Source organism: Colwellia sp. BRX10-1 (assembly GCF_014077545.1).
Classification (GTDB): Bacteria; Pseudomonadota; Gammaproteobacteria; order Enterobacterales; family Alteromonadaceae; genus Colwellia_A.
Window position 1 is genome coordinate 1 of record NZ_JACGWC010000006.1, and the last position, 22,755, is coordinate 22,755.

25 protein-coding genes are annotated in these 22,755 nt (G+C 38.3%); 17 read left to right on the forward strand and 8 right to left on the reverse strand.

The window, feature by feature from the left end:
• Nucleotides 1–554 (forward strand): hypothetical protein (locus H4J75_RS07065; RefSeq protein WP_220465258.1); only part of this gene is annotated, 554 nt, incomplete at its 5' end.
• Nucleotides 555–576: 22 nt separating this feature from the next.
• Here H4J75_RS07065 and H4J75_RS07070 read toward each other — a convergent pair.
• Both H4J75_RS07070 and H4J75_RS07075 read right to left on the reverse strand, forming a co-directional pair.
• A complete protein-coding gene (locus tag H4J75_RS07070) occupies nucleotides 577–1,284 on the reverse strand; it encodes a DUF3581 family protein (protein WP_182213764.1) in 708 nt (235 codons plus the stop codon).
• Between the two features lie 111 nt (nucleotides 1,285–1,395).
• Nucleotides 1,396–1,689, reverse strand: coding sequence for a GIY-YIG nuclease family protein (locus H4J75_RS07075; protein ID WP_182213763.1), 294 nt, complete (start codon nucleotides 1,687–1,689; stop codon nucleotides 1,396–1,398).
• A gap of 146 nt (nucleotides 1,690–1,835) precedes the next feature.
• Between H4J75_RS07075 and H4J75_RS07080 the strand changes: the two genes are divergently transcribed.
• From H4J75_RS07080 to H4J75_RS07100, 5 genes are all read left to right on the forward strand, one after another.
• Nucleotides 1,836–2,672 carry a DUF2797 domain-containing protein gene (locus H4J75_RS07080; protein WP_070375728.1) on the forward strand — a complete coding sequence of 279 codons (837 nt, stop codon included), beginning with the start codon at nucleotides 1,836–1,838 and terminating at the stop codon, nucleotides 2,670–2,672.
• Between the two features lie 192 nt (nucleotides 2,673–2,864).
• A complete protein-coding gene (locus H4J75_RS07085) occupies nucleotides 2,865–3,710 on the forward strand; it encodes an HDOD domain-containing protein (protein ID WP_070375729.1) in 846 nt (281 codons plus the stop codon).
• Nucleotides 3,711–4,141: 431 nt separating this feature from the next.
• The gene (locus tag H4J75_RS07090; RefSeq protein ID WP_070375731.1) at nucleotides 4,142–4,480 is read left to right on the forward strand and encodes a P-II family nitrogen regulator; all 339 of its coding nucleotides are present in this window, start codon (nucleotides 4,142–4,144) and stop codon (nucleotides 4,478–4,480) included.
• A 10-nt stretch (nucleotides 4,481–4,490) separates the two neighbouring features.
• Complete coding sequence (locus H4J75_RS07095) at nucleotides 4,491–5,750, forward strand: ammonium transporter (protein WP_182213761.1); 1,260 nt, start codon at nucleotides 4,491–4,493, stop codon at nucleotides 5,748–5,750.
• A 262-nt stretch (nucleotides 5,751–6,012) separates the two neighbouring features.
• The gene (locus H4J75_RS07100; RefSeq protein ID WP_182213759.1) at nucleotides 6,013–6,936 is read left to right on the forward strand and encodes a Dyp-type peroxidase; all 924 of its coding nucleotides are present in this window, start codon (nucleotides 6,013–6,015) and stop codon (nucleotides 6,934–6,936) included.
• A 51-nt stretch (nucleotides 6,937–6,987) separates the two neighbouring features.
• On the opposite strand, the gene argR is transcribed toward H4J75_RS07100, so the two are convergent.
• Nucleotides 6,988–7,461: a transcriptional regulator ArgR gene (argR, locus tag H4J75_RS07105; protein ID WP_070375733.1), complete on the reverse strand. Its 474-nt coding sequence runs from the start codon at nucleotides 7,459–7,461 to the stop codon at nucleotides 6,988–6,990.
• Between the two features lie 225 nt (nucleotides 7,462–7,686).
• Here argR and mdh point away from each other — a divergent pair, with 225 nt between their 5' ends.
• Nucleotides 7,687–8,622, forward strand: coding sequence for a malate dehydrogenase (mdh, locus tag H4J75_RS07110; protein ID WP_182213758.1), 936 nt, complete (start codon nucleotides 7,687–7,689; stop codon nucleotides 8,620–8,622).
• 165 nt (nucleotides 8,623–8,787) lie between these two features.
• On the opposite strand, the gene H4J75_RS07115 is transcribed toward mdh, so the two are convergent.
• Together H4J75_RS07115 and ispB are read right to left on the reverse strand one after the other, a co-directional pair.
• Nucleotides 8,788–9,360, reverse strand: coding sequence for a paraquat-inducible protein A (locus H4J75_RS07115; protein WP_182221734.1), 573 nt, complete (start codon nucleotides 9,358–9,360; stop codon nucleotides 8,788–8,790).
• Between the two features lie 2 nt (nucleotides 9,361–9,362).
• On the reverse strand, nucleotides 9,363–10,334 hold the full coding sequence (ispB, locus tag H4J75_RS07120; protein WP_182221735.1) for an octaprenyl diphosphate synthase: 972 nt from the start codon (nucleotides 10,332–10,334) through the stop codon (nucleotides 9,363–9,365).
• A 227-nt stretch (nucleotides 10,335–10,561) separates the two neighbouring features.
• Between ispB and rplU the strand changes: the two genes are divergently transcribed.
• From rplU to folA, 4 genes are all read left to right on the forward strand, one after another.
• Nucleotides 10,562–10,873 (forward strand): 50S ribosomal protein L21, encoded by a 312-nt coding sequence (gene rplU, locus H4J75_RS07125; protein ID WP_070375737.1) that lies wholly within the window; start codon nucleotides 10,562–10,564, stop codon nucleotides 10,871–10,873.
• 16 nt (nucleotides 10,874–10,889) lie between these two features.
• Complete coding sequence (gene rpmA / locus H4J75_RS07130; protein ID WP_070375738.1) at nucleotides 10,890–11,144, forward strand: 50S ribosomal protein L27; 255 nt, start codon at nucleotides 10,890–10,892, stop codon at nucleotides 11,142–11,144.
• Between the two features lie 326 nt (nucleotides 11,145–11,470).
• Entirely contained in the window at nucleotides 11,471–12,628 is a 1,158-nt protein-coding gene (cgtA, locus tag H4J75_RS07135) for an Obg family GTPase CgtA (protein ID WP_070375739.1), read from the forward strand.
• A gap of 182 nt (nucleotides 12,629–12,810) precedes the next feature.
• Entirely contained in the window at nucleotides 12,811–13,302 is a 492-nt protein-coding gene (folA, locus tag H4J75_RS07140) for a type 3 dihydrofolate reductase (RefSeq protein ID WP_182221736.1), read from the forward strand.
• Nucleotides 13,303–13,402: 100 nt separating this feature from the next.
• Here the strand turns inward: folA and djlA are convergent, their stop codons facing one another.
• Genes djlA through H4J75_RS07155 form a run of 3 tightly spaced genes read right to left on the reverse strand, consistent with a single transcriptional unit; the run spans nucleotide 13,403 to nucleotide 15,934 of the window.
• Nucleotides 13,403–14,194 carry a co-chaperone DjlA gene (djlA, locus tag H4J75_RS07145; RefSeq protein ID WP_070375740.1) on the reverse strand — a complete coding sequence of 264 codons (792 nt, stop codon included), beginning with the start codon at nucleotides 14,192–14,194 and terminating at the stop codon, nucleotides 13,403–13,405.
• A gap of 37 nt (nucleotides 14,195–14,231) precedes the next feature.
• Nucleotides 14,232–14,921 (reverse strand): N-acetylmuramate alpha-1-phosphate uridylyltransferase MurU, encoded by a 690-nt coding sequence (gene murU, locus H4J75_RS07150; RefSeq protein WP_182221737.1) that lies wholly within the window; start codon nucleotides 14,919–14,921, stop codon nucleotides 14,232–14,234.
• Nucleotides 14,918–15,934 (reverse strand): aminoglycoside phosphotransferase family protein, encoded by a 1,017-nt coding sequence (locus tag H4J75_RS07155; protein ID WP_182221738.1) that lies wholly within the window; start codon nucleotides 15,932–15,934, stop codon nucleotides 14,918–14,920. Before H4J75_RS07155 ends, murU begins: the two co-directional genes overlap by 4 nt.
• 192 nt (nucleotides 15,935–16,126) lie before the next feature.
• On the opposite strand from H4J75_RS07155, the gene H4J75_RS07160 reads away from it, so the two are divergent.
• From H4J75_RS07160 to H4J75_RS07185, 6 genes are read left to right on the forward strand one after another with little or no spacing between them, the layout of a single operon-like run.
• Nucleotides 16,127–18,385 (forward strand): LPS-assembly protein LptD, encoded by a 2,259-nt coding sequence (locus tag H4J75_RS07160; protein WP_182221739.1) that lies wholly within the window; start codon nucleotides 16,127–16,129, stop codon nucleotides 18,383–18,385.
• A gap of 20 nt (nucleotides 18,386–18,405) precedes the next feature.
• Nucleotides 18,406–19,707: a peptidylprolyl isomerase SurA gene (surA, locus tag H4J75_RS07165; protein ID WP_182213745.1), complete on the forward strand. Its 1,302-nt coding sequence runs from the start codon at nucleotides 18,406–18,408 to the stop codon at nucleotides 19,705–19,707.
• Entirely contained in the window at nucleotides 19,707–20,690 is a 984-nt protein-coding gene (pdxA, locus tag H4J75_RS07170) for a 4-hydroxythreonine-4-phosphate dehydrogenase PdxA (RefSeq protein ID WP_220465259.1), read from the forward strand. The genes surA and pdxA overlap by 1 nt, the downstream gene beginning before the upstream one ends.
• Nucleotides 20,687–21,499 carry a 16S rRNA (adenine(1518)-N(6)/adenine(1519)-N(6))-dimethyltransferase RsmA gene (gene rsmA / locus H4J75_RS07175; protein ID WP_070375746.1) on the forward strand — a complete coding sequence of 271 codons (813 nt, stop codon included), beginning with the start codon at nucleotides 20,687–20,689 and terminating at the stop codon, nucleotides 21,497–21,499. Before pdxA ends, rsmA begins: the two co-directional genes overlap by 4 nt.
• Nucleotides 21,496–21,909 carry a Co2+/Mg2+ efflux protein ApaG gene (gene apaG, locus H4J75_RS07180; protein ID WP_259364818.1) on the forward strand — a complete coding sequence of 138 codons (414 nt, stop codon included), beginning with the start codon at nucleotides 21,496–21,498 and terminating at the stop codon, nucleotides 21,907–21,909. The genes rsmA and apaG overlap by 4 nt, the downstream gene beginning before the upstream one ends.
• A 16-nt stretch (nucleotides 21,910–21,925) precedes the next feature.
• The gene (locus tag H4J75_RS07185; RefSeq protein ID WP_182221740.1) at nucleotides 21,926–22,747 is read left to right on the forward strand and encodes a symmetrical bis(5'-nucleosyl)-tetraphosphatase; all 822 of its coding nucleotides are present in this window, start codon (nucleotides 21,926–21,928) and stop codon (nucleotides 22,745–22,747) included.
• Nucleotides 22,748–22,755: the final 8 nt, after the last annotated feature.

Here is a 22,755-nt window from a genome sequence, read left to right on the forward strand (position 1 = left end):
TACATTTTAAGTATAAAGTACATTTTAAGTATAAAGTACATTTTAAACTTTTTTTTATAAGTATGGCTTTAATTTTTTCTCAGCAAAGCTTTGCTGGGAAAAAACACTGTCAGCGCTATGAAGATAAGTTAGCTAATATTCAGTCTCAGCAAAGACAAGGTCATAGTGTAAAACGAAGTGAACGTTTGAAAAAAAAAGAAGAAAGTGCTCGAACAAAATGGTGGCAATGTCAACAAAGTCGATTAAAAAAGCCCATAGTAAATAAGCAAAATAAACAGAAAAAAAAGCCGATAAAAATATCTGTTAAAGGTCAGCAGTTATCGAGAAGTTCAGCTAGTGATATTAAAGAAAACCGTATAGATCCCTTCGAAACCTCAGCTGCGCTGGTCTTAAAATCTCGCTATCAAGGAGAAAAGTTGCGAGCATGGCTGGAGTACTATCAACAGCCAAAGCTATGCTCGCGACCTAAAACAATTAAAAAGTTTGCTTTTTGTGTGGAAAACAGAAGAACACAACAGCTAGCGTTTGATAAAATGATGTTAATAAAATTTTAACTAGCATCATCTTATTAAGGGGTTATTTTAAGTACTGCGCTTTTTTATCATTGTAATGATTAACGAGACTATCAATAGTGGTTTGGTCATAATCTCTTAAGCCACTGAGTAACATGTGCTTTTTACCATGACCAATCACTTTGCCATCAGCGACTAAGTCAAAAGGCAAGGTTGCTTTACCCCGTTTACCGTCAATGAGTAAGCTAGGCGTCGTTAATTGCAATTGCACGTCGGCAAAATCAACTTCATCTAAATGAATAAACATATTCTCGTACATCACCATTGGACGTGTTGGGTTGATCATGACATTTTTTTCAAACATCAATTTCACTAAAATATGTGGAAAAGTATGGCCAGAGAACTCAACGTAGGCGCGGATCAAAGCATCGATCGATTGACGGTTAGTTGTACACTGTCCTGAAGCCTCTATTTTCATATATTCTTTTGCATTATCATCAAGAATACTTGCTGATTCGACAATTTTTTCAGGAAAATTGAGTTTAATGCCATCGGTCACCATACCTGAAAAAGTAAAGCCCATATTTTGTGATAAACCTGACTTTTCTAGCACTAATGAAAAAAGTAAATCACCTGGCACGCAAAAACGTTTTGCATCGGCATCGTGCAGCGGATTGAAATCATCGGCAACTATTTTAGCGAAATCGCTACCTTGCTGACGAGAAAAACTAATTTGATTGTTTGTAATATTACAGTAACGTTCTAGAAACATTTTGCATACATCTATTATGTGAAAACCGCCGTATACTAGCAGTTACTTGTCGATAAATGGAAATTATCTAATAAAAGTAATACTAAGCAGACCAGTACTGTCAGGGCTTTTCTAAAAAATTATTGGCTTAAAGTTTTTCACTAAGGTCTCTTTTTTAAGCTTAGTAAACTTCTTTAGTTGATATTCGCGCTTGCAAGCGAGTTGACGATTTTCTTGGGGCTCAGCGTAAACTAATTCGACCGGCCGCCGAACCCGCGTATATTTAGCCCCTGTTTTATTACAAGTATTATGCTCACCTAAACGGCGAATTAAGTCGGTAGTAATACCCGCGTATAAACTGTTGTCTGCACAACGTAAATAATAAACAAACCAAGTTGGCTTGGCGGTTGGTTCTTTTTTTTGCATACAAGTTGGCTTGGCTGTAAAGGTTTTGCTGATATAACAATAGTATCGCAATTTTTGTTGCTGAAATCGATAAAAAGCTGGCTGTCATTTACAGAGTTTTATACCATGCCCTATAAATTTCTCCATCAAACATACCGAGACAATAAATGACCCATTACGATGCAGGTGCTTTGAGTAAAATGACTGCTCAGTTAGATGAAAACGGACTCGTTCATTACCAATTACCTATAGGCGATCAGCTCATTGATATGAATGCGTTAATTGGGAAAAATATTACTTTAGATTATCAAGGTAAAATAGCGTGTCGTCATTGTGCAAGAGTAACCAAGAAAAGTTATTCGCAAGGTTTTTGTTATCCGTGTATGCAAAAACTTGCTCAATGCGATATGTGTATTATGAAACCAGAAACTTGCCATCATGCTCAGGGGACTTGTCGTGAGCCTGAATGGGGTGTAAAAAATTGCATGGTTAATCATTATGTTTATTTAGCGAATACCTCTGGCATTAAAGTTGGCATTACTCGCCATACTCAAATACCCACCCGCTGGATTGACCAAGGTGCAACACAAGCCTTAAAACTATTTAGAGTAAGTACACGCTTACAATCGGGTTTAGTTGAAATAGCACTGGCTAAGTTTATTGCCGATAAAACAAACTGGCGAGCTATGTTAAAAGGTGCGGGTGAAATGGTTGATTTAAAAGCGAAAGCACAAGCATTACTACCTGAAATTGCAGCACAGTTAGACGATATTAAATTACGCTTTGGTGCAGACGCCGTTGAATTACTTGACGAACCAGTAGTCAATTTGAACTTTCCTGTTGAACAGTACTTAGAAAAAATCGGCTCTTTTAACTTTGATAAAACCCCCCAAGTTTCAGGATTATTACAAGGGATAAAAGGCCAATATCTTATTTTTGATAAGGGGGTTATTAATATTAGAAAATTTGGCTCTTACCAAGTTGCCTTAACCGTTGAAGACTAATTAGACTTTTTCTGAAAATAAGTCACTTATTATTAATATAGTGTCTATACTTGAGTAAAATTTAGGTTATTGCTAATACCTTGTATATTATTGAAAAACTGAGCCATCAGCGGGTGTTAGCTTTCAATTTATTTGCTGAGTGTTTTATTTTTATATAAAAACAACCCTATATTTCTTGTTAGGATTTTTGTTATGAATGCTGTTGAATACGCCGAACAGGCGAGTGAAATATTTGTATTGTCGGATTCTTTTATCCGCATTAAAGAGTTAATTGATAACGAATCATCAACTATTGATGATATAGCGGATGTCATTTTACTTGATCCCGCCTTGTCAGCGACTATTTTAAAGCTCTCAAATAGCTCTTTTTTTAACTATCCTGGTAAAATAGACACTATTTCTAAAGCGGTTTTAATCTTGGGTATTACCGAAGTTTACAACTTAGTTATTGCTTATTTTACCACTGATGCCTTTAGAAAACTAAAAGCCAGTCCCGAATATTTAGATGACTTTTGGGAGCGTAGTGTTGACTGTGCATTAACGGTTAAATTTTTAGGCACTAAACTAAACGTACCTAATGCGGAACGATTATTTATTTTAGGTTTGCTGCATAATTTAGGCGAATTAGTCATACATCAATTTATGCCTGAAAAAGTAGAACAATGTAAGCATATTAATTCAGATGAATTGCCTTGGACTAAACAACTACAAACACTGGGTTTTTCCTACGCTGACATTACCGCTGAATTATTAAAACAATGGCAACTTCCTTACAGCTTGATTGAACCTATACGTTATCAAGATGAAGAGGAGTTTCAACATAGTACCGACGAAACTAAGTTACTTTATATTGCTAAACGAATAATGACACTGAACCACCAATGCAAAAGTCATTGCCAAGCCGATGTCATTAGTGATGAAAAACTCGATGCGTTATCAGTGCAACAAGAGCTGTTGCGTGATGCCAGCGACTTCTGTGATATGGAACGTTTAAGTATCCTTGCTGTACTTAACCCAAGTGCCTCTATGCTTTATTAACCGCTATATCTTTTGATATAATAACTGTGGGTGAGGGCAGTGATCTATTTAGCAATAGCTTTTCTTTGCTGAGCTAACCTCATCTCAATTTTTATTGCACTTACCTTGTCTGCGCAGCTAATACACTCATTAATCATGAGTTGTCACCGAGTAATAAACCTCTCAGATAGCAGAACTGTCTTTGCCATCCTTGCTAATTAACCTTTCCTTGCCTAACACCGCTAATAGTTTTATTTAACAAACGGGACTTCCTTGCATGCTAATTAAATCATGCACCAATTACTGTCATTGATAAAATTTCATGCACCAACGAAGTGCTTTTAAATAGCCTTTTTTTTATTGTTAATCTTAACCTTATGAATATTAAGTATTTTAGTCTTTGGCATAACATTTGTATTGTTATGTACAAATCATAAATAAGGCTAAACATAATGAAAATGGTTAACGCAATAATAAAACCTTTCAAACTGGATGATGTCAGAGAAGCAATTTCTGAAATTGGTGTTGAAGGACTAACCGTCAGTGAAGTAAAAGGTTTTGGACGACAAAAAGGTCATACCGAACTGTATCGTGGTGCTGAGTATCAAGTGGACTTTTTACCGAAAGTGAAACTTGAAATTGCTGTCAATGATGATGTTGTTGAACGCTTAGTCAAAGCAATTACCGAGTCGGCGCACACAGGTAAAATTGGCGATGGTAAAATATTTGTCTATGACTTACAGCAAGCTGTACGTATTCGTACTGGTGAGCAAGATGTTGAAGCTATTTAAGGGGTAAATCATGGAACAAAATATTTTTCAATTACAGTATGCAATGGACACTTTCTATTTCTTGATATGTGGTGCTCTTGTTATGTGGATGGCCGCGGGTTTCTCTATGTTAGAAGCCGGTTTAGTGCGTGCAAAAAATACCACAGAAATTTTGACTAAAAACGTCGCGCTTTATGCTATTGCTTGCATGATGTATTTGGCCTGCGGTTACGAAATTATGTACGGTGGTGGTTTCTTCTTATCTGGCATCGAAACAATCGATGCTGATGCGGTATTAAAAGAATTTTCTGGCCGTGAAGATGGTTTTAATGGCGGAGCTATATACTCCAAAGCGTCTGATTTCTTCTTTCAAGTGGTCTTTGTTGCAACAGCGATGTCGATTGTTTCTGGTGCCGTCGCTGAACGCATGAAATTATGGGCATTCCTTATTTTTACCGTTGTGTTAACTGCCGTTATTTATCCACTTGAAGGTAGCTGGACTTGGGGCGGTAATGCTGTCTTTGGTTTGTACACCCTAGGTGACTTAGGCTTTTCTGATTTTGCTGGCTCGGGTATTGTCCACATGGCAGGTGCATCAGCAGCATTAGCGGGTGTCTTGTTACTTGGCGCACGTAAGGGTAAATATGGAGCAGATGGTCGTATTAATGCCATTCCAGGTGCTAACTTACCTATGGCGACATTAGGCACATTTATTTTATGGATGGGTTGGTTTGGCTTTAACGGTGGTTCAGTTTTAAAGCTTGCCGATATCAACAGTTCACATTCAGTTGCTATGGTCTTTTTAAATACCAATGCAGCGGCCGCTGGTGGCGCTATCGCCGCGTTAATTTTTGCGAAATTACTATTTAAAAAAGCAGATTTAACCATGACATTAAACGGGGCATTAGCGGGATTAGTCGCTATTACTGCTGAGCCTTCAACACCCACGGCATTGCAAGCAACCTTGTTTGGTATGGTCGCTGGTGTCATCGTTGTCTTGTCAGTGGTTGGTTTAGATAAACTGAAAATAGATGATCCAGTCGGTGCTATCTCAGTACATGGTGTCGTTGGTTTGTTTGGTTTACTGCTTGTTCCTCTTACTAACCCTGCTTCAAGCTTTAGTGGACAATTAATCGGTGCAGCAACCATCTTTGTCTGGGTATTTAGTGCAAGTTTTGTGGTCTGGTATGTACTTAAGAAAGTTATGGGTATTCGTGTAACTGAAGAAGAAGAGTATCAAGGTATGGATAAATCAGATTGTGGTATGGAAGCTTACCCTGAGTTTACTTAATACCAACTAGTGTTATCTATATTAACAAGATAAATCATAAAACAGCCTCAGGGCTGTTTTTTTATGTACAAGATAAAGGCTAATACTTTTAGCTGCACAGAAATTATCAGTACTTGCGCCCATACTAATAAAAGTGCGTTGGCATAGCTGTAAAAAGCAACACGGTTTTATCTTATTTTATTATCGTAAATGATTTACTGTGAATTTTAAGAAACTGTGTAAAATTGAAATATTAATATACATTACATTTTTGGGAATTTTGATGGCAAGAGAACAATTCGGTATTTGCGCAGAACCTAGTTTGCACGGTTATTATCTGATGTTTAATGTTTTAGATGATAAAAATGCTCATGTTCGTCACGCACTTTCTCGATTACCTGCCTTATTCGATCATTACGCAGATCGTTTTTCAGAATCTAACTTAGCTGGTGTTATTGCTATCGGTGCTAACTATTGGGATGAGTTGTATCCACAAGGAAGACCTAAAAATTTAAAGCCTTTTTCCGCGCTTGAATGTGATGATCGCGCAGCTCCGGCTGATAGTTATGATCTTTATATCGAAATAAGAAGCGACCGTGCAGACGTTAATCATATTGTTAGTACCAAGGTTTGTGCTTTATTAGCCAACAGCGTTGAACTGGCTGAGCAAGTGCGTGCCTTTAGGTTTCTTGATGGTCGTGATTTAACGGGTTTTGTCGATGGCACAGAAAACCCACAAGGTTCACACCGCCGCAAAGTTGCGCTAATTGCGAATGAAGAGAGTGAAGAGTTTGCAGCAGGCAGTTATTTACATATTCAACGTTATCGCCATAACTTGAACTTATGGGATAACTTAAAGGTTAAAGACCAAGAAGATATTTTTGGACGAACAAAACTGGATAATGAAGAATATTCCAATGAAAATAAACCAGCGACCGCGCATACTAAGCGAGTAAACCTTAAAGACGAAGACGGTAACGCTATCGAAATAGTACGACAAAGTATGCCGTATGGTGATATGAAGTTACAGGGCTTGTTTTTTGTTTCTTATTGCCGCTCGCCTGAGCCATTTGAGATGATGTTAAAAGCCATGATTCAAAGTGATGCTCATGGTCATTTTGATCATCTACTTAAATATACCCAAGCAGAAACTGGCGCATCTTTTTTTGCACCAAGTTTGAATTTTTTAGCTAAGTTGGCACTTTAATAAACCGGTAAAATCGCGATGTTACTATGGCTCACTGTCTTCGAACTCAGCTTAATTTAAGTTTCTTGAAAAAAGTAACTCTAATTTAGCAATGGTTTCTTTTATTTGTCCAACATGGGTTGGGGCAATAAAAATAGTATCATCACCGGCAATCGTACCCAGTACTCCATCGCTTTTACTTAAGCTATCAAGTAAGCGAGCGATTAACTGGGCAGCGCCGGGGCTTGTTCTAACAATAATCATGACTTCATTGTATTCAATATCTATCACTAGTTGGCGTAAAGGGCTTTTCGCTGTGGGAACGCCTAGTTCAGCTGGTAAACAATAAACCATTTCTTGGCGAGCGTTGCGGGTGCGAACTGCGCCATATTTACTGAGCATACGTGAAACCTTTGACTGGCTGATATTATCGAAACCTTGTTTCTTCAACGCATCAACTATATCGCCTTGAGAACCAAACTGCTCTTGCTTTAATAAATCTTTAAAAGCTTGTGTTAATGCTTCTTGTTTTTGTGAAACTGTCATAATTTAACGGTACTCTTTGTTATTTTTCTACTACACTTTTTTTAATCTTAAATTCTTAATGATGAGGAAGTAAGACCTAAGTATTATTTCATTAAAAGTATTATACGGTATCCTAATGCCATATATAGTTTAATATTAATTGTTTTTTAGTGGCCGATGCTATATCTTTTGGGCACGAAAATTTACGTATTTACTCAAATATTCTTTAACTACCGGAGACATCAAATGAAAGTTGCTGTTTTAGGCGCTGCTGGCGGAATTGGCCAAGCGTTATCATTATTATTAAAAACTCAATTACCAGCGGGTTCTGAGCTATCTTTGTATGACGTAGCACCAGTTGTTCCAGGTGTTGCTGTTGATTTATCACACATACCTACAGCTGTTACCGTTGAAGGTTTTGGTGCTGACGCATTAGGCGACGCATTAACAGGCGCTGATATCGTTTTAATTCCAGCAGGCATGCCACGTAAGCCAGGTATGGATCGTGCTGATTTGTTCGCGGTTAATGCGGGCATTATTAAAACATTAGCAGAAGGCATTGTTGCTAACTGTCCTAAAGCGTTAGTCGGTATTATTACTAACCCAGTTAACGGCACGGTTCCTATCGTTGCTGAAGTCTTCAAAAAAGCAGGTACTTACGACGCGGCTCGTGTCTTTGGTATTACTACGCTAGATGTTATTCGTAGTGAAGCGTTCGTTGCTGAATTAAAAGGCTTAAACGTTGCTGAAGTTAAAGTTCCAGTAATTGGTGGCCACTCAGGTACCACTATTTTACCACTTCTTTCACAAGTTGAAGGTGTTACTTTTACTGATGAAGAAATTGCTGCTTTAACACCTCGCATTCAAAACGCAGGTACTGAAGTTGTTAACGCTAAAGCCGGTGGTGGTTCTGCTACTTTATCTATGGGCGCTGCTGCTGCTCGTTTTTGTATGTCTTTAGTTAAAGGTTTACAAGGCGAAGATGTGGTTGATTACGCTTACGTTGAAGGCGCAGGTGAAGATGCACAATTTTTCGCACAACCGGTACGTTTAGGCGTAAATGGCGTTAGCGAAATTTTATCTTACGGTAAACTAAGTGCTTTTGAAGAAAAAGCGAAAGTTGATATGTTAGACACATTGAAAGCTGACATTACTGAAGGTATTAACTTCATCAAAGGTTAATTTGTTGAACGTTAGCATTAGCTTCATTCAGTAAATTTAAATTTATTGGCTGATGTTTTTGCAATAAAAAAAACCGCTGCTCTGTAAAGACTAGCGGTTTTTTTATCTCTAAAAATAATCAATGATAATGCTGTTACAGATAATATCGATGAACAGATTATAGGACTAGTCGTTAAGCTGGCTTTTGTTTAGACCACTTTGACTCAGCTGCGTACCAACTAATGACAGTAAACAATAAGCACAAAAGAAATAAAAACCAGGGCCAACAGCCGACAGTGTTTCACTGCTGATCATTAAATTGAGTTTAAAGCCCATAATACTTAACGTTTGTTGGCTTGCTGTTTCTGCATGGTTAGTAGACAAAACAGCTAAAAATATTGCCACAACAAAAACGTCAGCCATTGACCATTTTCCAATCGCACCAACAAAGCTAATAATTTTTCTTTCTAGCTGAGTCTTCCTCTTAAAATAGGACCAAGCCACTAAAGCCGTTTTCAACAAAGGAATGCAAATAGAGAAAATAAAAATGAGCACAGACACTAATAAACGATCGTTCTGCCACAGCTCTTGAATTGTAGTTAACAGGGAAAGCTCTTTGTTAATTAACTCTGAGGTCAGCGCAGGTCCGGCAATAGTGGCGCTAACATCCATGCTCAAAGAGAACATCGGTAATAATATCCCTGGAATAAATAACAAAATAGCAAGAAGATTAAGATAAAAGCCGAAATGGGTCTTCATGATTATACGCTTCTATTTGCAGCAATATGGGCCAGAGATATCAGCGCTTGCTTATGTTCAGACTCGGGTAATATTTTTAACGCATCAATGGCTTTATCCGCTTCTCGCTCTGCTTGCTTTTGTGTGTACACGAGAGAGCCTGTTTGCTCCATTGCAGCGAGTATCTCGTCTAAATGCTCCATACCATTGCAATGTTCAATAGCGTCGCTTATTAGCTGCTTTTGCTGCGCATTACCGTGCTTCATGGCATAAAGTAATGGTAAAGTCGGCTTGCCTTCAGCTAAATCATCACCAATATTCTTCCCCATCGCTTTAGCATCGGCGGTGTAGTCCATAATATCGTCAACCAATTGAAAAGCCGTGCCTAAGTATTTACCGTATTCTTGCATCGCTTTTTCAATTTTTTCATCTTGCCCGGCAATAACTGCTGCTAAACGTGTTGCGGCCTCAAACAGTTTCGCTGTTTTGCAGTAGATAACCTGAAAATAACTTTCTTCGGTGGTGCTAGGGTCATTACAGTTCATTAACTGCAATACTTCACCTTCGGCAACAATGTTAGTGGTATCAGACAATATATCCATTATTCTCATATTGCCTAACTTGGTCATCATCTGAAAAGAGCGAGTATAAAGAAAGTCACCAACGAGTACGCTGGCGCTATTGCCAAATAGGGCATTAGCAGTTTCTCGACCACGACGCATGTTTGATTCATCAACAACATCATCATGTAATAAGGTCGCGGTGTGAATAAACTCAATAATGGCGGCAATAGAGATATGATCATTACCTTGATAACCAAAAGCACGTGCGGCGAGAACCGTTAGCATGGGACGCATGCGTTTTCCACCGGCATTGACAATATAAACGCCAAGCTGATTAATTAACGCAACATCAGAATTTATTTGCGAATAAATAACATTATTTACCGCTGTCATATCTTTTTGAGCGAGGGCTTGTATGTGTTTGATATCCATAGAAGGCTATAGCTACCTTTGTTGTTGTATTTGAGAGATTTTATGAAGCATGAGTTTACACGAAAATATTTAGCAATAAAGGGCTGTAGCGGAATAGTTTATCGATAAGTAAATTAAATAGAAATAGATGCGAATTAGACTTGCCTGAATAAAAATCTTCGCGTAGAATTCGCGCCCTATATTTTAAAATCTAGCGTCTAAATAAAATGACGCTTTACGGAGTAGGTATGTACGCTGTATTCCAAAGTGGCGGTAAACAACACCGCGTAACTGAAGGACAAACAGTTCGCCTTGAAAAGCTTGAGCTTGAAATTGGTGCAACAGTAGAATTCGATAACGTTTTAATGATCGCTGACGGCGAAGCAGTTAATGTAGGCGCGCCTTACATTGCTGGCGGTAAAGTAGTAGCTGAGATTGTAAATCAAGGCCGTGCTGATAAAGTTAAAATTGTTAAATTTAAACGTCGTAAGCATTCACGTAAAGAAGCGGGCCATCGTCAATGGTTCACTGAAGTGAAAATTACTGGCATTAACGGCTAATTAGGAGCGATTTAAGATGGCACATAAGAAAGCTGCAGGTAGTACACGAAATGGTCGCGATTCAGAAGCTAAACGCCTTGGTGTTAAGCGTTTTGGTGGCGAAGCTGTATTAGCTGGAAACATTATTGTTCGTCAACGTGGTACTAAATTCCACGCTGGAACAAACATGGGTATTGGTAAAGACCACACATTATTTGCTTTAACTGATGGTAAAGTACAATTTGATGTTAAAGGTCCTAAAAACCGTAAGTTTGTAAGTATTGTTGCTTAGTAACGTTACTCAAACTTAATAAAGACCCTGCTTTAAGCAGGGTTTTTTTTTGATACTTAATTACTTGAGTATCTAATACTTATTGCACTAATTAATGGCTCATTTTTAAATGACCTAAATAGTCAATAACTTCGTTGCTTCAATCCCAATAGTCAGCTATTGCTTAACCAAGCGCCTCGTTGTTGAAAATTTATTTACTTTTAATGATGTAACTTTAATTAGTTTAAAGGGTATTCATTTTGTATAAAAAATAACTTTGTTTTCGTAAGTGCAAAAAATAACTTATAATAAGGCAATAGTTTAATCTTGGAGTGTTTCAAAGCACCATGAAATTCGTTGATGAAGTTGAAATTAGAGTTGAGGCCGGAGACGGCGGCAACGGTTGTGTAAGTTTTCGAAAAGAAAAGTACATTGAATACGGCGGACCTAATGGTGGTGACGGCGGTGACGGCGGTGACGTTTATTTAATGGCTGACGAAAGCCTGAATACCTTAATTGATTACCGCTTCGAGCGTTTTCATCGTGCTAAGCGCGGTCAAAACGGTCAAAGTCGTGATTGTACGGGTAAAGGTTCAGAAGATTTAATTTTGAAAGTACCTGTTGGTACACGTGCTATGGATGTAGACACCGGTGAACAATTAGGTGACTTAACCCGCAATGAACAAAAAATGTTAGTGGCTAAAGGCGGCTGGCATGGTTTAGGCAATACGCGTTTTAAAAGTAGTACTAACCGCGCTCCTCGTCAAAAAACCGATGGCACACCGGGCGAAATACGTAGTCTCAAGCTTGAGCTATTGTTACTCGCCGATGTAGGTTTGTTAGGTTTACCTAATGCAGGTAAGTCTACTTTGATACGCAGTGTTTCAGCGGCTCGACCTAAAGTAGCAGATTATCCATTTACTACGTTGGCGCCTAACTTAGGTGTAGTTCGCCTAGATACGCAACGTAGTTTTGTTATTGCTGATATTCCTGGTTTGATTGAAGGCGCAGCAGAAGGCGCAGGCTTAGGTACACAGTTTCTTAAGCATCTAGAGCGTTGTCGAATTTTATTACATCTTGTTGATGTAATGCCTGCCGATGGTTCTGATCCGCTTGAAAACGCTAAAACTATTATCAGTGAATTAGAGCGTCATTCAGCAAAACTTTTTGCTAAACCGCGCTGGTTAGTGTTTAACAAGCTTGATTTAATGTTAGAAGATGAAGCGAAAGCGCTAACAGATAGTATTGTTGCTGGCTTAAATTGGACTGGCGAAGTACGAAGTGTCTCTGCTATCAATAAATTTGGTACCGCTGACCTAACGCAAGGCGTGATGACTTTTATCGAAGGGCTTCCTCCAGAAATCGAAGAAACACCTGAAGATAAAACGGTTGAGTTCAAGTGGGATACTTACCACGAAGAAGCGGTATCCGGCGTTGAAGACGAATTAGGTGACGAAGACTGGGATGAAGATGAATACGATGTAGAAGTTGAATATCGTAAGTAATTATTCACTGTTCATTTAGTTAGTTGTTATAAAAAAGCCCAAGTATAATTTACTTGAGCTTTTTTTTTAGGGGGTAAATCGCTATCATCCCCTGATGAGTGATGTTAAATAAGCCCGTGAAACAATAATGAGTTATTTCATTAAGCACATAGTGAATTATTCCCTTTAGAGAGACCATGTTAATGACCCTACTTTCGATGATTGTCGCCCATGCTGATAACCGTATTATTGGCAAAGATAATAATATGCCGTGGCACTTACCGGCTGATTTAGCCTATTTTAAAAAAACGACGTTAGGTAAGCCGATTATTATGGGGCGAAAGACCTATGAATCTATTGGTCGTCCTTTACCAGGTAGACAAAATATTGTTATTTCACGTGACCAAAACTACCGCGCTGATGGTGTAGACAGTGCTACGTCAGTCGAGCAAGCTTTACTGCTAGCGGGTGAAGTAGACGAAGTGATGGTCATTGGTGGTGGTGCTATTTACAGCCATTGTTTACCCCTCGCTAACCGTCTTTACATTACTCATATCAAAGCCGATATCGATGGCGATACTCAGTTTCCTGAATATAATACGGTGGAAGATTGGCAACTAACCAGTAGCGTTAAACTCAGTGCCGATGACAAAAATAGTTTTGATGTGGATTTTTGTGTTTATCAACGAAAATAAACACCTTAAAGAAAAAAAACGCATACGCTAGTATGCGTTTTTCATTGAGCGGCTAGCAAGCTAGGCACTAATATCTGCTGGTAATAACAGGCATTAGCGGTTATTTGTTTTTAGTGATTAACTCGTATGCCCCTTGAATATCTTGTGCTTTTTGTTTGGCAATTTCCATCATTTCTGGTGGTAAACCTTTAGCAACCAACTTATCAGGATGATGTTGCGACATTAACTTTCGATAAGCTTTCTTAATATCCTTTTCAGGTGTGTCTGCTGCAACACCTAACACTTTGTAGGCATTCTCTAATTGAGATTGAGAGCTTTTACCTGATTGACCTTGATGAAATTGTGCACCAGCGATAATCATTTCTAAGAGTCTATCAAGCTCTTTACTTGAAAAGCCTAATTGCTGCGCTATGGTGTGTAAGGCTTGGCGTTCATCACTGTCTAGGTGACCATCAGCAAAAGCGACTTGAATTTGAATCTCTAAAAAGAGTAATAATAAATCATGACGATTTCCGCAAACTTGTTTAAATTTTGCAAGGTTATCGTTCAGTGGAAAACCCGCCATTTTACCTTCTCTAAAGGCATCTTGCGCTTGTTGTCTTGACTCTCCCTGCAACGATAATTTGTCCATATAAGCATTGGCGAATTCAATTTCATGCTTTGACACTAAGCCATTCGCTTTTGCCATGTAGCCCATCACTGAAAAAGAAGTGTAAAAGAATGCGCTCTGGCGTTCACTTTCTGAGCTTTTCGAGCCTGAAAGATTATTGAAATTAAGGCCTCTGCCTTTATCAAAGTTATGACCAATAAACATGCCTATTAATGCACCTAGTAGGTTTTTACTCAGCATAAAACCAAATATAAAGCCTAAAAGTTTTCCCCATATTCTCATTATCAATATTACCTGTTTGTGTTATTAATTGATTAACTTATCTATTTAGATACGCTAAACGTTCTGGCGTACCAACATCGGTCCATGCACAATCGAGTATGCTTGCTGAAACCGTACCGTCGCTAACCGCACTTTTGAGCATCGGACCAAGCTTTAATGCTGGCATGGCATTTTTATCTTTAAAAAAATCAGCGCGAAATAAACTAATACCACTAAAGGTGTAAGTATTTTTCTGTGTTGATTCTGACTGATTTACAATATTGGTGAGTTGATTGTTATCAAAAATAAAATCACCTTTTATATTATGATCAGGATTGTTAACTAAGCAGATATGCGCTAACCGGTCTTTGGCTAATGTCGGTAAGTTAGCAAAGTTAACATCAGTAAATATATCGCCATTTATCAGCATAAAGGCTTCATTATCGTTATTATTGCTTAATAAAGGTAGCGCTTGAATAATACCGCCAGCCGTTTCAAGTGCACCACTATTTTCTGGACTGTAGCTTATATTAACCCCGAATTTTTTACCATCACCTAAATAGTCAACGATCATCTCTCCTAACCAGGCATAGTTAATAACAATATCTGTGATGCCACACTGGGCGAGTTTATTAATATGGTATTCGATTAGCGGGATCCCAGCTACTCTGAGTAAAGGTTTTGGGCAATGATCCGTTAAGGGGCGCATACGTTCACCACGACCAGCGGCTAAAATCATCGCTTTCATGTTAATGTACCCGCTTTAAGATTTTGCATCGCAGGCAGTACTTTTACTAATAAAAGCTGATGTAAAGAGGCTAATTCAGGGTATTTTTCACTGATCTCAACAAGGTAGCTAAGTGTTAGCGGAATATCTTTTAAGTAGCCGCTTTTATTATCGCGATGATGTAAACGGGCAAAGATACCACTCGCTTTAATGTGGCGTTGTAAGCCAGTTAAATCAAACCAGCGCTGCCATTGCTGGCGAGTGATATCGTTTAATGAATAGTGCTCTGTCATTATATCTATATAGCGGTTTAGTAACAATGAAACAGACTCGTTCGGCCATTTCAGGTAGCAGTCACGGAGTAACGAGACGATATCGTAAGTGATAGGACCAATGACCGCGTCTTGAAAGTCAATAATGCCGAAATTATTATCCTCGAGGATCATAATATTTCTACTATGGTAATCTCGGTGCACTAAGACTTGCGGTTGGCTCAGCATATTTTCTGTTAATATTGAAAAGCAATCTATTAACTGCTGTTGCTCTTCAGTAGTTAATATAATTGATAGGTGCTCAGTTAATAACCATTGTGAGAAAATATTCAGTTCAAGCTCAACAAATGCTTGATCATAATGCGGTAATTCTTGAGTATTCTTGGGCAATGCAGACTGAATTTTTGGTAAAATATCGATAGCTTTTTGATAGGTGATAATGATATTTTCAGTCGATAAAATATCAGCTAATAGCGTTTCACCAAAATCAGCTAAGCAAAGAAAACCTAGTGATAAATCAGCCGCAATAATTTCAGGCACTAAGACATTATTATCCTTAAGACTCTTTTGCATAAAAACAAAAGCCGCGTTATTAGATTTATCTTTAGGGGCATCAACGGCGATAAATGAACGACCCTTTATCGAAAAGCGATAATAGCAGCGAAAGCCAGCATCGCCAGTTAAGGGGGTCAATTGAATATGTTCGCCTGAAAATTGTTTATCCAACCATAGGTGTAACGCTTGAATTCGAGAGCTTGGCAAGTTTTCTATTCCTCAAGTAAATGGTACTAATAGTTATCTTAGGTGAGGGCATAAATGAGTAATGCCAACCCGTATTACCAATATACCGAATTAGCACCCTAAAGAAAATTGCTATATTATCTAAGTGTTTGAGTATAAAATGTGGCTCGCTTTCATCTTTGTTGCTTTAATCATTCATCTATCGGACTTTTAATGTCATTTCCGCGCTATTTAATTTTAATAATTACTTGTTTATCAATGGCTAAATATAGTGTTGCTCAACAAGTTACCGATATTCTCGATGGTATGGCTCAATGCCCTATACCGACTTACCCACAGTTAACCGCTACTCAATCTACTGAAAAGAGTAAAGCGATCACTATTTTAGCTGATAAATCGGGTATTAATAAAAATAAAGTCGCTAAATTTACCGGCAATGTAATGTTGATTAACAGTCAGCAGACAATTCTTGCTAATGAGATTGAGCTTAATAGAGAAAGTTCATCGGTTAAGGCCACGGGCGATATTCACTTTCAAAATAAAGGCATTGATATTTTTGCCGACCAATTGAACATAAGTGAATCGCTCGGCGCGACTACCTTGAAAAATACTCAGTATCAACTCGCGGGAATAGCAGGACACGGTGGTGCTGGTATTATTTCTGTGTCTAGAGAAGGTACCTTGTCATTAATTGACTCTTCTTTTACTACTTGTTATGGCGCTTCACCTGATTGGCAAATGAATGCCAGCGAAATTAATATTTCTAAAGATGAACGTTATTTAGAAGCTTATAATGCAAGGTTTTCAGTTTTTAATGTGCCGGTCTTGTACCTACCTTATTTTACGATTCCTATTGGTGATGATAGACAATCGGGTTTTTTATATCCTGAAATTGGTAATTCAGGTAAATCAGGTTTTACCACGTCAATTCCTTATTACTGGAATATTGCCCCTAATATTGATGCGACGATTACCCCAAAATACATGTTGAAGCGTGGCAGTCAATTAATGACAGAATTTCGTTATTTGCATGATGAACAACAAGGACAATTTGATCTCGAATATCTAGATCAAGACAATGAACAAGAAAATAGCACCGATGCACGATATTTAGTGCGTATGCAACATGTTGGCACCTTTTCAGAGCGCTTTCGCGCTTTCGTTGACTACACAACAATTAGTGATGATAACTATTTAGTTGATATTGGTAGTAAGCACTACAATGATAATGATGCTTACTTATATCAAACAGGTGAATTAGCTTATTTTGCGGATAGTTGGCAAGCCAAGGTAAAATTACAAGACTTTGAAGTACTCGGCGATAATAAAACAAACTATAAAGCGCTTGCTCAACTCGAACTTGCCAGCCATCAAAAAATTGATGTTTTAGACGGGTTATTCGATGTCTATTCTGAAGTCACCAATTTTGACAATGCCGATAAAACTCAAGTAACCGCACAGCGCTATCATGTTGAAGCGGGTTTAACCTTCCCTTTGGTTACGCCAGCTTGGTTTTTGAATTCAGAATTTAAAATACTACAAACCCATTACCAACAAGACAATATTCCTTTGGAAAGTGAGCTTGAAGAAAGTGTAAGCAGAACATTACCTAAAGTCCGTTTTCATGGTGGGGTTAATTTTGATAGGCAAAGTCATTTTTGGGGAAATAGTTTTACACAAACCTTAGAGCCGCAACTGCAATATCTTTATATTCCTGAAAAAGATCAAAGTAATATAGGGCTATATGATACAACCACACTACAAGATGACTATAACGGTCTATTTCGTGATAAACGTTTTAGTGGTTTAGATAGGATAGCTCAAGCTAATCAATATTCTTGGGGAATAACGAGTCGTTTACTCGACAGTGCCAATCAAGAACAACTTAGGGTCAGCTTAGGACGAATTGTTTATCTTAATGACAGTAATTTTACCTTTGAAGAAAACCAAGGAATTGTAGCCGATGCTTCGGCATTAGCGGCAGAAGTCTACGCTCGTATAAATAGTAGTTGGCAGTTCAGTAGCGACATTCAATATAATACAGAAGATGATGTTACCAACAAGAGTCAAACCAGTATTGATTATCTTTTTGGTGAAAATCAAACAATACAATTGAACCATCGATACACTCGTGATGTCTCAGGTATAACATTAGAGCAACTATCTTTAGCGGGGAATGTCAGCATAAATAAAAATTGGCAAGTTATTAGCCGAGTAACTCAAGATTTACAGCAAAATCGAAGCATAGAAACTTATGCGGGTTTACAGTACCAAAGTTGCTGTTGGTCACTGAGTTTTGCTTATCATCGTTATATTACAGCAAACTTTGATGAACCATCGAGTAATAATAAAAATCGCGATGAATTCAACAATGGTTTTATGCTAAGATTTAGCATGAGAACAAAAGACATTACAGATATGTTCAACTCAAGTATATTTGGCTACAAACGCCCTTACTTTCTCAATAATTAAATATAAGAAATAGACGATACATGAAAAAATCATTGAAATTTTTACTTTTAACAAGCGCTTTGACGGTAACATCTTTTTTTCCAGTACAAGCACAACAAGTTGAACTTGATCGAGTATCAGCCATTGTAAATGGTGGTGTTGTTTTGGAATCTGAAATAAAAGACCTAATCGCAACCATAAAAAAACAAGCACTAAAAAATGATCAAAGTTTACCATCAGATAAAGCGTTAAGAACGCAGGTCACTGAAAAGTTGATCAACGATGCGTTGATCACTCAATTAGGCGAACGTATGGGTGTGCAAGTGAGTGATGCACAGCTTGATGAAACGCTAACGAATATGGCGAAAGAAGAAAAATTAACGTTAGACCAGTTTCGTCAGAATCTTGTTAAAGATGGCACAGATTACGATAAGTATCGTGAACTAGTCAGAACTGAACTTATTTCTGGCGAGGTACGCCGCAATAGTGTTAGTCGCCGTATTTATGTTTCACCACAAGACGTGGCTAATTTGATTTCTTCTATGGAAGAAAAAATTAATACTGATGTTGAATATCGTCTGGGACACATACTGATTGAGTTCCCAGCGAATCCAACACAAGATGATATGAATGCCGCTAAAGTTCGGGCTGAAAAAGTAATTGAATTGCTTAATAACGGCAGTGACTTTGCAAAAATTGCTATTGCTTCTTCAGGCGGTTCAAATGCCTTAGAAGGTGGTGATTTAGGTTGGAAAAATATCAATGAATTACCGACATTATTCTCATCAATTGTTGATGGTGAGAAAAAAGAATCAATTTTAGGACCTATCCGTACCGGTTTAGGTTTTAGTATTGTAAAAATTATAGATATTCGTGGTTTGCAAATCGTTGAAGTAGAAGAAGTGAAAGCACGGCACATATTGATTGAACCTTCTGTTATCTTGAGTGAAGCCAAAGCTGAAAGTATTCTGCTAGGCCTTATGGACAGAGTTAACGCAGGTGAAGCTGATTTTGGCGACTTAGCTAAAGAGTATTCAGACGGACCTACTTCAGTGCGAGGTGGTGATCTAGGTTGGTCAGACCCTGATGTTTACGATCCTACTTTTAAGGCGGCCTTAGCGCGATTAAAAGTTGATGAAATGCATAAGCCTTTTAGAACTTCATTTGGTTGGCATTTAGCGCAATTAACCGGTCGAAGAACACTTGATGCGACAGAACAAATGAATGAAAGTAAAGCTCGTCGCATTTTATTCAATAGAAAGTTTGGTTTAGAAAGTGCGCGTTGGATTAAAGAGCTTCGTGATGAAGCCTATGTAGAGATTTTTAGTCGAGATACAAAATAATGACAAAGCGTATAGCTATCACGCCAGGCGAACCTGCAGGAATTGGCCCAGACTTAACCATTTTCATTGCTCAGCAAGATTGGCCCGTTGAGCTTGTGGTAATTGCTTGTAAAAAGTTAATGCAAGAGCGCGCTGAAGTTTTAGGTTTACCACTCACATTTATTGATTATGATGTTTCGAAAGCCGCTAAACCTCAAAAAGCTGGGACACTAACGATATTGTCTGTCGATATGGCTGAGGCTTGTATTCCTGGTGAGCTTAATGCTGAAAATGGTAGTTATGTCATTGAAACATTAAGAATTGCCAGTGAAAAAAATATCTCTGGTGAAATCGATGCTATTGTCACTGGCCCCGTGCATAAAGGGTTAATTAATAAAGCGGGTATCGCTTTCAGTGGTCATACAGAATATTTTGCTAGCCAAGCTAACTGTGCCGATGTCGTGATGATGTTGGCGACAGAAGGCTTAAGAGTTGCATTAGTGACAACGCATATTCCTTTAGCTTATGTTTCTAAAGCGATCACCGCAGAACGTTTACAAAAAGTCACCCGTATTTTAAATACCGATCTTATTAATAAATTTGGTATTAAAGAGCCTAAAATCTACGTCTGTGGCATAAACCCTCATGCGGGAGAAGATGGGCATCTAGGTCGAGAAGAAATCGATGTGATGATCCCAGCCTTAAATGTACTCAGAGATGAAGGCATCAAGCTTATTGGGCCATTACCTGCTGATACTATCTTCCAGGAGAAGTACTTAAGTGATGCTGATGCCATTTTAACTATGTATCATGATCAAGGCTTGCCAGTCTTGAAATATAAAGGCTTTGGCGCTTCGGTTAATATTACCTTAGGCTTACCTTTTGTTCGAACCTCGGTAGATCACGGTACCGCACTTGAATTAGCGGGTACCAACTTAGCTGACCCAGGAAGCTTTATTGAAGCAATCACCACAGCCATTAAATTAGCAAATAATCAATCATGAATAATAAAACTCATCTAGGCCACCAGGCCAAAAAACGCTTTGGACAAAACTTTTTACATGACGAAGGTGTGATCAGTAAAATTGTTGATGCTATCGACCCTGAGCCAGGAGAAAATCTTATCGAGATTGGTCCTGGATTAGGCGCATTAACCGAACCGGTTATTGACCGAGCCGGTGCTATTTCTGTTGTCGAACTTGACAGAGATCTTGCCCATCGTTTACGCCATCATCCTTTTATTGCTGATAAAATTACTATTTACGAAGCGGATGCCCTTAAATTTGATTTTAGTGAAATAGCGACCGCAGAACGACCTTTAAGAATTTTTGGCAACTTACCTTACAACATTTCTACGCCACTTATTTTTCATCTTTTAACGTTTAAAGATAGCGTGAAAGATATGCACTTTATGCTGCAAAAAGAAGTTGTTCAACGTATGGCTGCTAGTGAAAATTGTAAAGCCTATGGTCGACTTTCAATCATGACGCAATATCAGTGTCAGGTTATCCCTGTTATGCAAATAGGCCCAGAAGCTTTTAAGCCAGCGCCTAAGGTTGATTCTGCTATCGTGAGATTAATTCCTCATGGTGAGATTAAAAATCCAGTAAAAGATATTAAATCGCTTAACCAAGTTTGTTTGGCGGCATTTAACCAACGTAGAAAAACGATACGCAATAGTTTTAAAAAATTGTTTACGGTTGAACAATTAGCGGCTTTAGGTATCGATGCAAGACTTCGTGCAGAGAACTTACCGATCACAGATTATATCAAACTGGCAAATTTCTTAACTGATAACCCGGTTGAGTTATGAAGGACGATTCAACATTAACTACAGTCGAATCAATTTCTATGGGATATGATATTTCGGTCAGCGTTAAAACTGAGTATATTGCCTCACAATTGATTGAAAACGAAAAGAACTATGTATTTAGTTATACGATTAGTATTGCCAATAATAGTAATAAACCGGTTAAATTATTGTCTCGTTATTGGTTGATTACCGATGGCGACAATAAGACCTCTACCGTTGCCGGTGAAGGTGTTATCGGTAAGCAGCCTATCATAGCCCCAGACAACACGTACACTTATACCAGCGGTTGTATCTTAAAAACCCCAGTCGGTACTATGCAGGGCCATTACCAAATGCTAAGTGATGATAATGACTTGCAACAAGTTGAGATACCTGTTTTTGGTTTAGCTCAGCCACACATTCTTAACTAACTGCGACGCTTCGTTTATGGCTATCTATTTTGTCGGAGATATTCAAGGCTGTTACCACGAACTACGCGCCTTACTAGACCAAGTTGCCTTTTCGCCTGAAACTGACCAGCTTTGGCTAGCGGGTGATCTGGTTGCTAGAGGTCCAGACTCCTTAAAAACGCTGAGATATATAAAAGCACTGGGTAATAGTGCTCGAGTGGTTTTAGGTAATCATGACCTGCACTTATTAGCTATTTATGGTGGCTTGAAAAAAACAAAAGCTAGTGATTGTTTCGATGAATTATTAGCTGCTGCAGACGTTGATGAGTTAATGGGTTGGCTTGCTAGTCAACCGCTTATCCAAAAGTTACCCAATGAAAATGTTTATATGAGTCATGCAGGTTTGCCACCCTTTTGGACACCTGCAGAAGCTATGGAACAAGCAAACGATGTTAATATCAAGCTAGCATCAGCGCTAAGAAATGATTGGTTAGCCATAATGTATGGTGAAGAACCTAATCTATGGTCTTTGGCAAAATCTGCTGATGAAAAATTTCGAGTGACCGTTAACTCACTGACCAGAATGCGTTATTGCCAACTCGATTATGGCTTAGAGTTTTCATGTAAGCTTGCAGTTGAGCAAGCACCTGCCCATATAAAACCTTGGTTTGAGTTTACACAAAAACAAACAAATTATAGTTGGATATTTGGTCATTGGGCTTCATTAATGGGGCACTGTCCTGTTGACAATATTTATGCATTAGATACAGGGTGCGTCTGGGGCGGACATCTAACGTTATTACGATGGTCTGACAAGCAGTTGTTTACTGAGCCTTGCCACAGTACAAAACAAAAATAAAAAAACTT

Excerpts from the sequence above, each read along its gene's own strand:
- cgtA (WP_070375739.1), top strand. The coding sequence starts at position 11,471 with ATGAAATTCGTTGATGAAGTTGAAATTAGAGTTGAGGCCGGAGACGGC.
- apaG (WP_259364818.1), top strand. The coding sequence starts at position 21,496 with ATGAAGGACGATTCAACATTAACTACAGTCGAATCAATTTCTATGGGA.
- rplU (WP_070375737.1), top strand. The coding sequence starts at position 10,562 with ATGTACGCTGTATTCCAAAGTGGCGGTAAACAACACCGCGTAACTGAA.
- H4J75_RS07085 (WP_070375729.1), top strand. The coding sequence starts at position 2,865 with ATGAATGCTGTTGAATACGCCGAACAGGCGAGTGAAATATTTGTATTG.
- H4J75_RS07095 (WP_182213761.1), top strand. The coding sequence starts at position 4,491 with ATGGAACAAAATATTTTTCAATTACAGTATGCAATGGACACTTTCTAT.
- H4J75_RS07100 (WP_182213759.1), top strand. The coding sequence starts at position 6,013 with ATGGCAAGAGAACAATTCGGTATTTGCGCAGAACCTAGTTTGCACGGT.
- argR (WP_070375733.1), bottom strand. The coding sequence starts at position 7,461 with ATGACAGTTTCACAAAAACAAGAAGCATTAACACAAGCTTTTAAAGAT.
- surA (WP_182213745.1), top strand. The coding sequence starts at position 18,406 with ATGAAAAAATCATTGAAATTTTTACTTTTAACAAGCGCTTTGACGGTA.
- H4J75_RS07070 (WP_182213764.1), bottom strand. The coding sequence starts at position 1,284 with ATGTTTCTAGAACGTTACTGTAATATTACAAACAATCAAATTAGTTTT.
- H4J75_RS07115 (WP_182221734.1), bottom strand. The coding sequence starts at position 9,360 with ATGAAGACCCATTTCGGCTTTTATCTTAATCTTCTTGCTATTTTGTTA.
- djlA (WP_070375740.1), bottom strand. The coding sequence starts at position 14,194 with ATGAGAATATGGGGAAAACTTTTAGGCTTTATATTTGGTTTTATGCTG.
- H4J75_RS07075 (WP_182213763.1), bottom strand. The coding sequence starts at position 1,689 with ATGCAAAAAAAAGAACCAACCGCCAAGCCAACTTGGTTTGTTTATTAT.
- H4J75_RS07160 (WP_182221739.1), top strand. The coding sequence starts at position 16,127 with ATGTCATTTCCGCGCTATTTAATTTTAATAATTACTTGTTTATCAATG.
- rsmA (WP_070375746.1), top strand. The coding sequence starts at position 20,687 with ATGAATAATAAAACTCATCTAGGCCACCAGGCCAAAAAACGCTTTGGA.
- rpmA (WP_070375738.1), top strand. The coding sequence starts at position 10,890 with ATGGCACATAAGAAAGCTGCAGGTAGTACACGAAATGGTCGCGATTCA.
- pdxA (WP_220465259.1), top strand. The coding sequence starts at position 19,707 with ATGACAAAGCGTATAGCTATCACGCCAGGCGAACCTGCAGGAATTGGC.
- H4J75_RS07185 (WP_182221740.1), top strand. The coding sequence starts at position 21,926 with ATGGCTATCTATTTTGTCGGAGATATTCAAGGCTGTTACCACGAACTA.
- H4J75_RS07080 (WP_070375728.1), top strand. The coding sequence starts at position 1,836 with ATGACCCATTACGATGCAGGTGCTTTGAGTAAAATGACTGCTCAGTTA.
- ispB (WP_182221735.1), bottom strand. The coding sequence starts at position 10,334 with ATGGATATCAAACACATACAAGCCCTCGCTCAAAAAGATATGACAGCG.
- folA (WP_182221736.1), top strand. The coding sequence starts at position 12,811 with ATGACCCTACTTTCGATGATTGTCGCCCATGCTGATAACCGTATTATT.
- H4J75_RS07090 (WP_070375731.1), top strand. The coding sequence starts at position 4,142 with ATGAAAATGGTTAACGCAATAATAAAACCTTTCAAACTGGATGATGTC.
- murU (WP_182221737.1), bottom strand. The coding sequence starts at position 14,921 with ATGAAAGCGATGATTTTAGCCGCTGGTCGTGGTGAACGTATGCGCCCC.
- mdh (WP_182213758.1), top strand. The coding sequence starts at position 7,687 with ATGAAAGTTGCTGTTTTAGGCGCTGCTGGCGGAATTGGCCAAGCGTTA.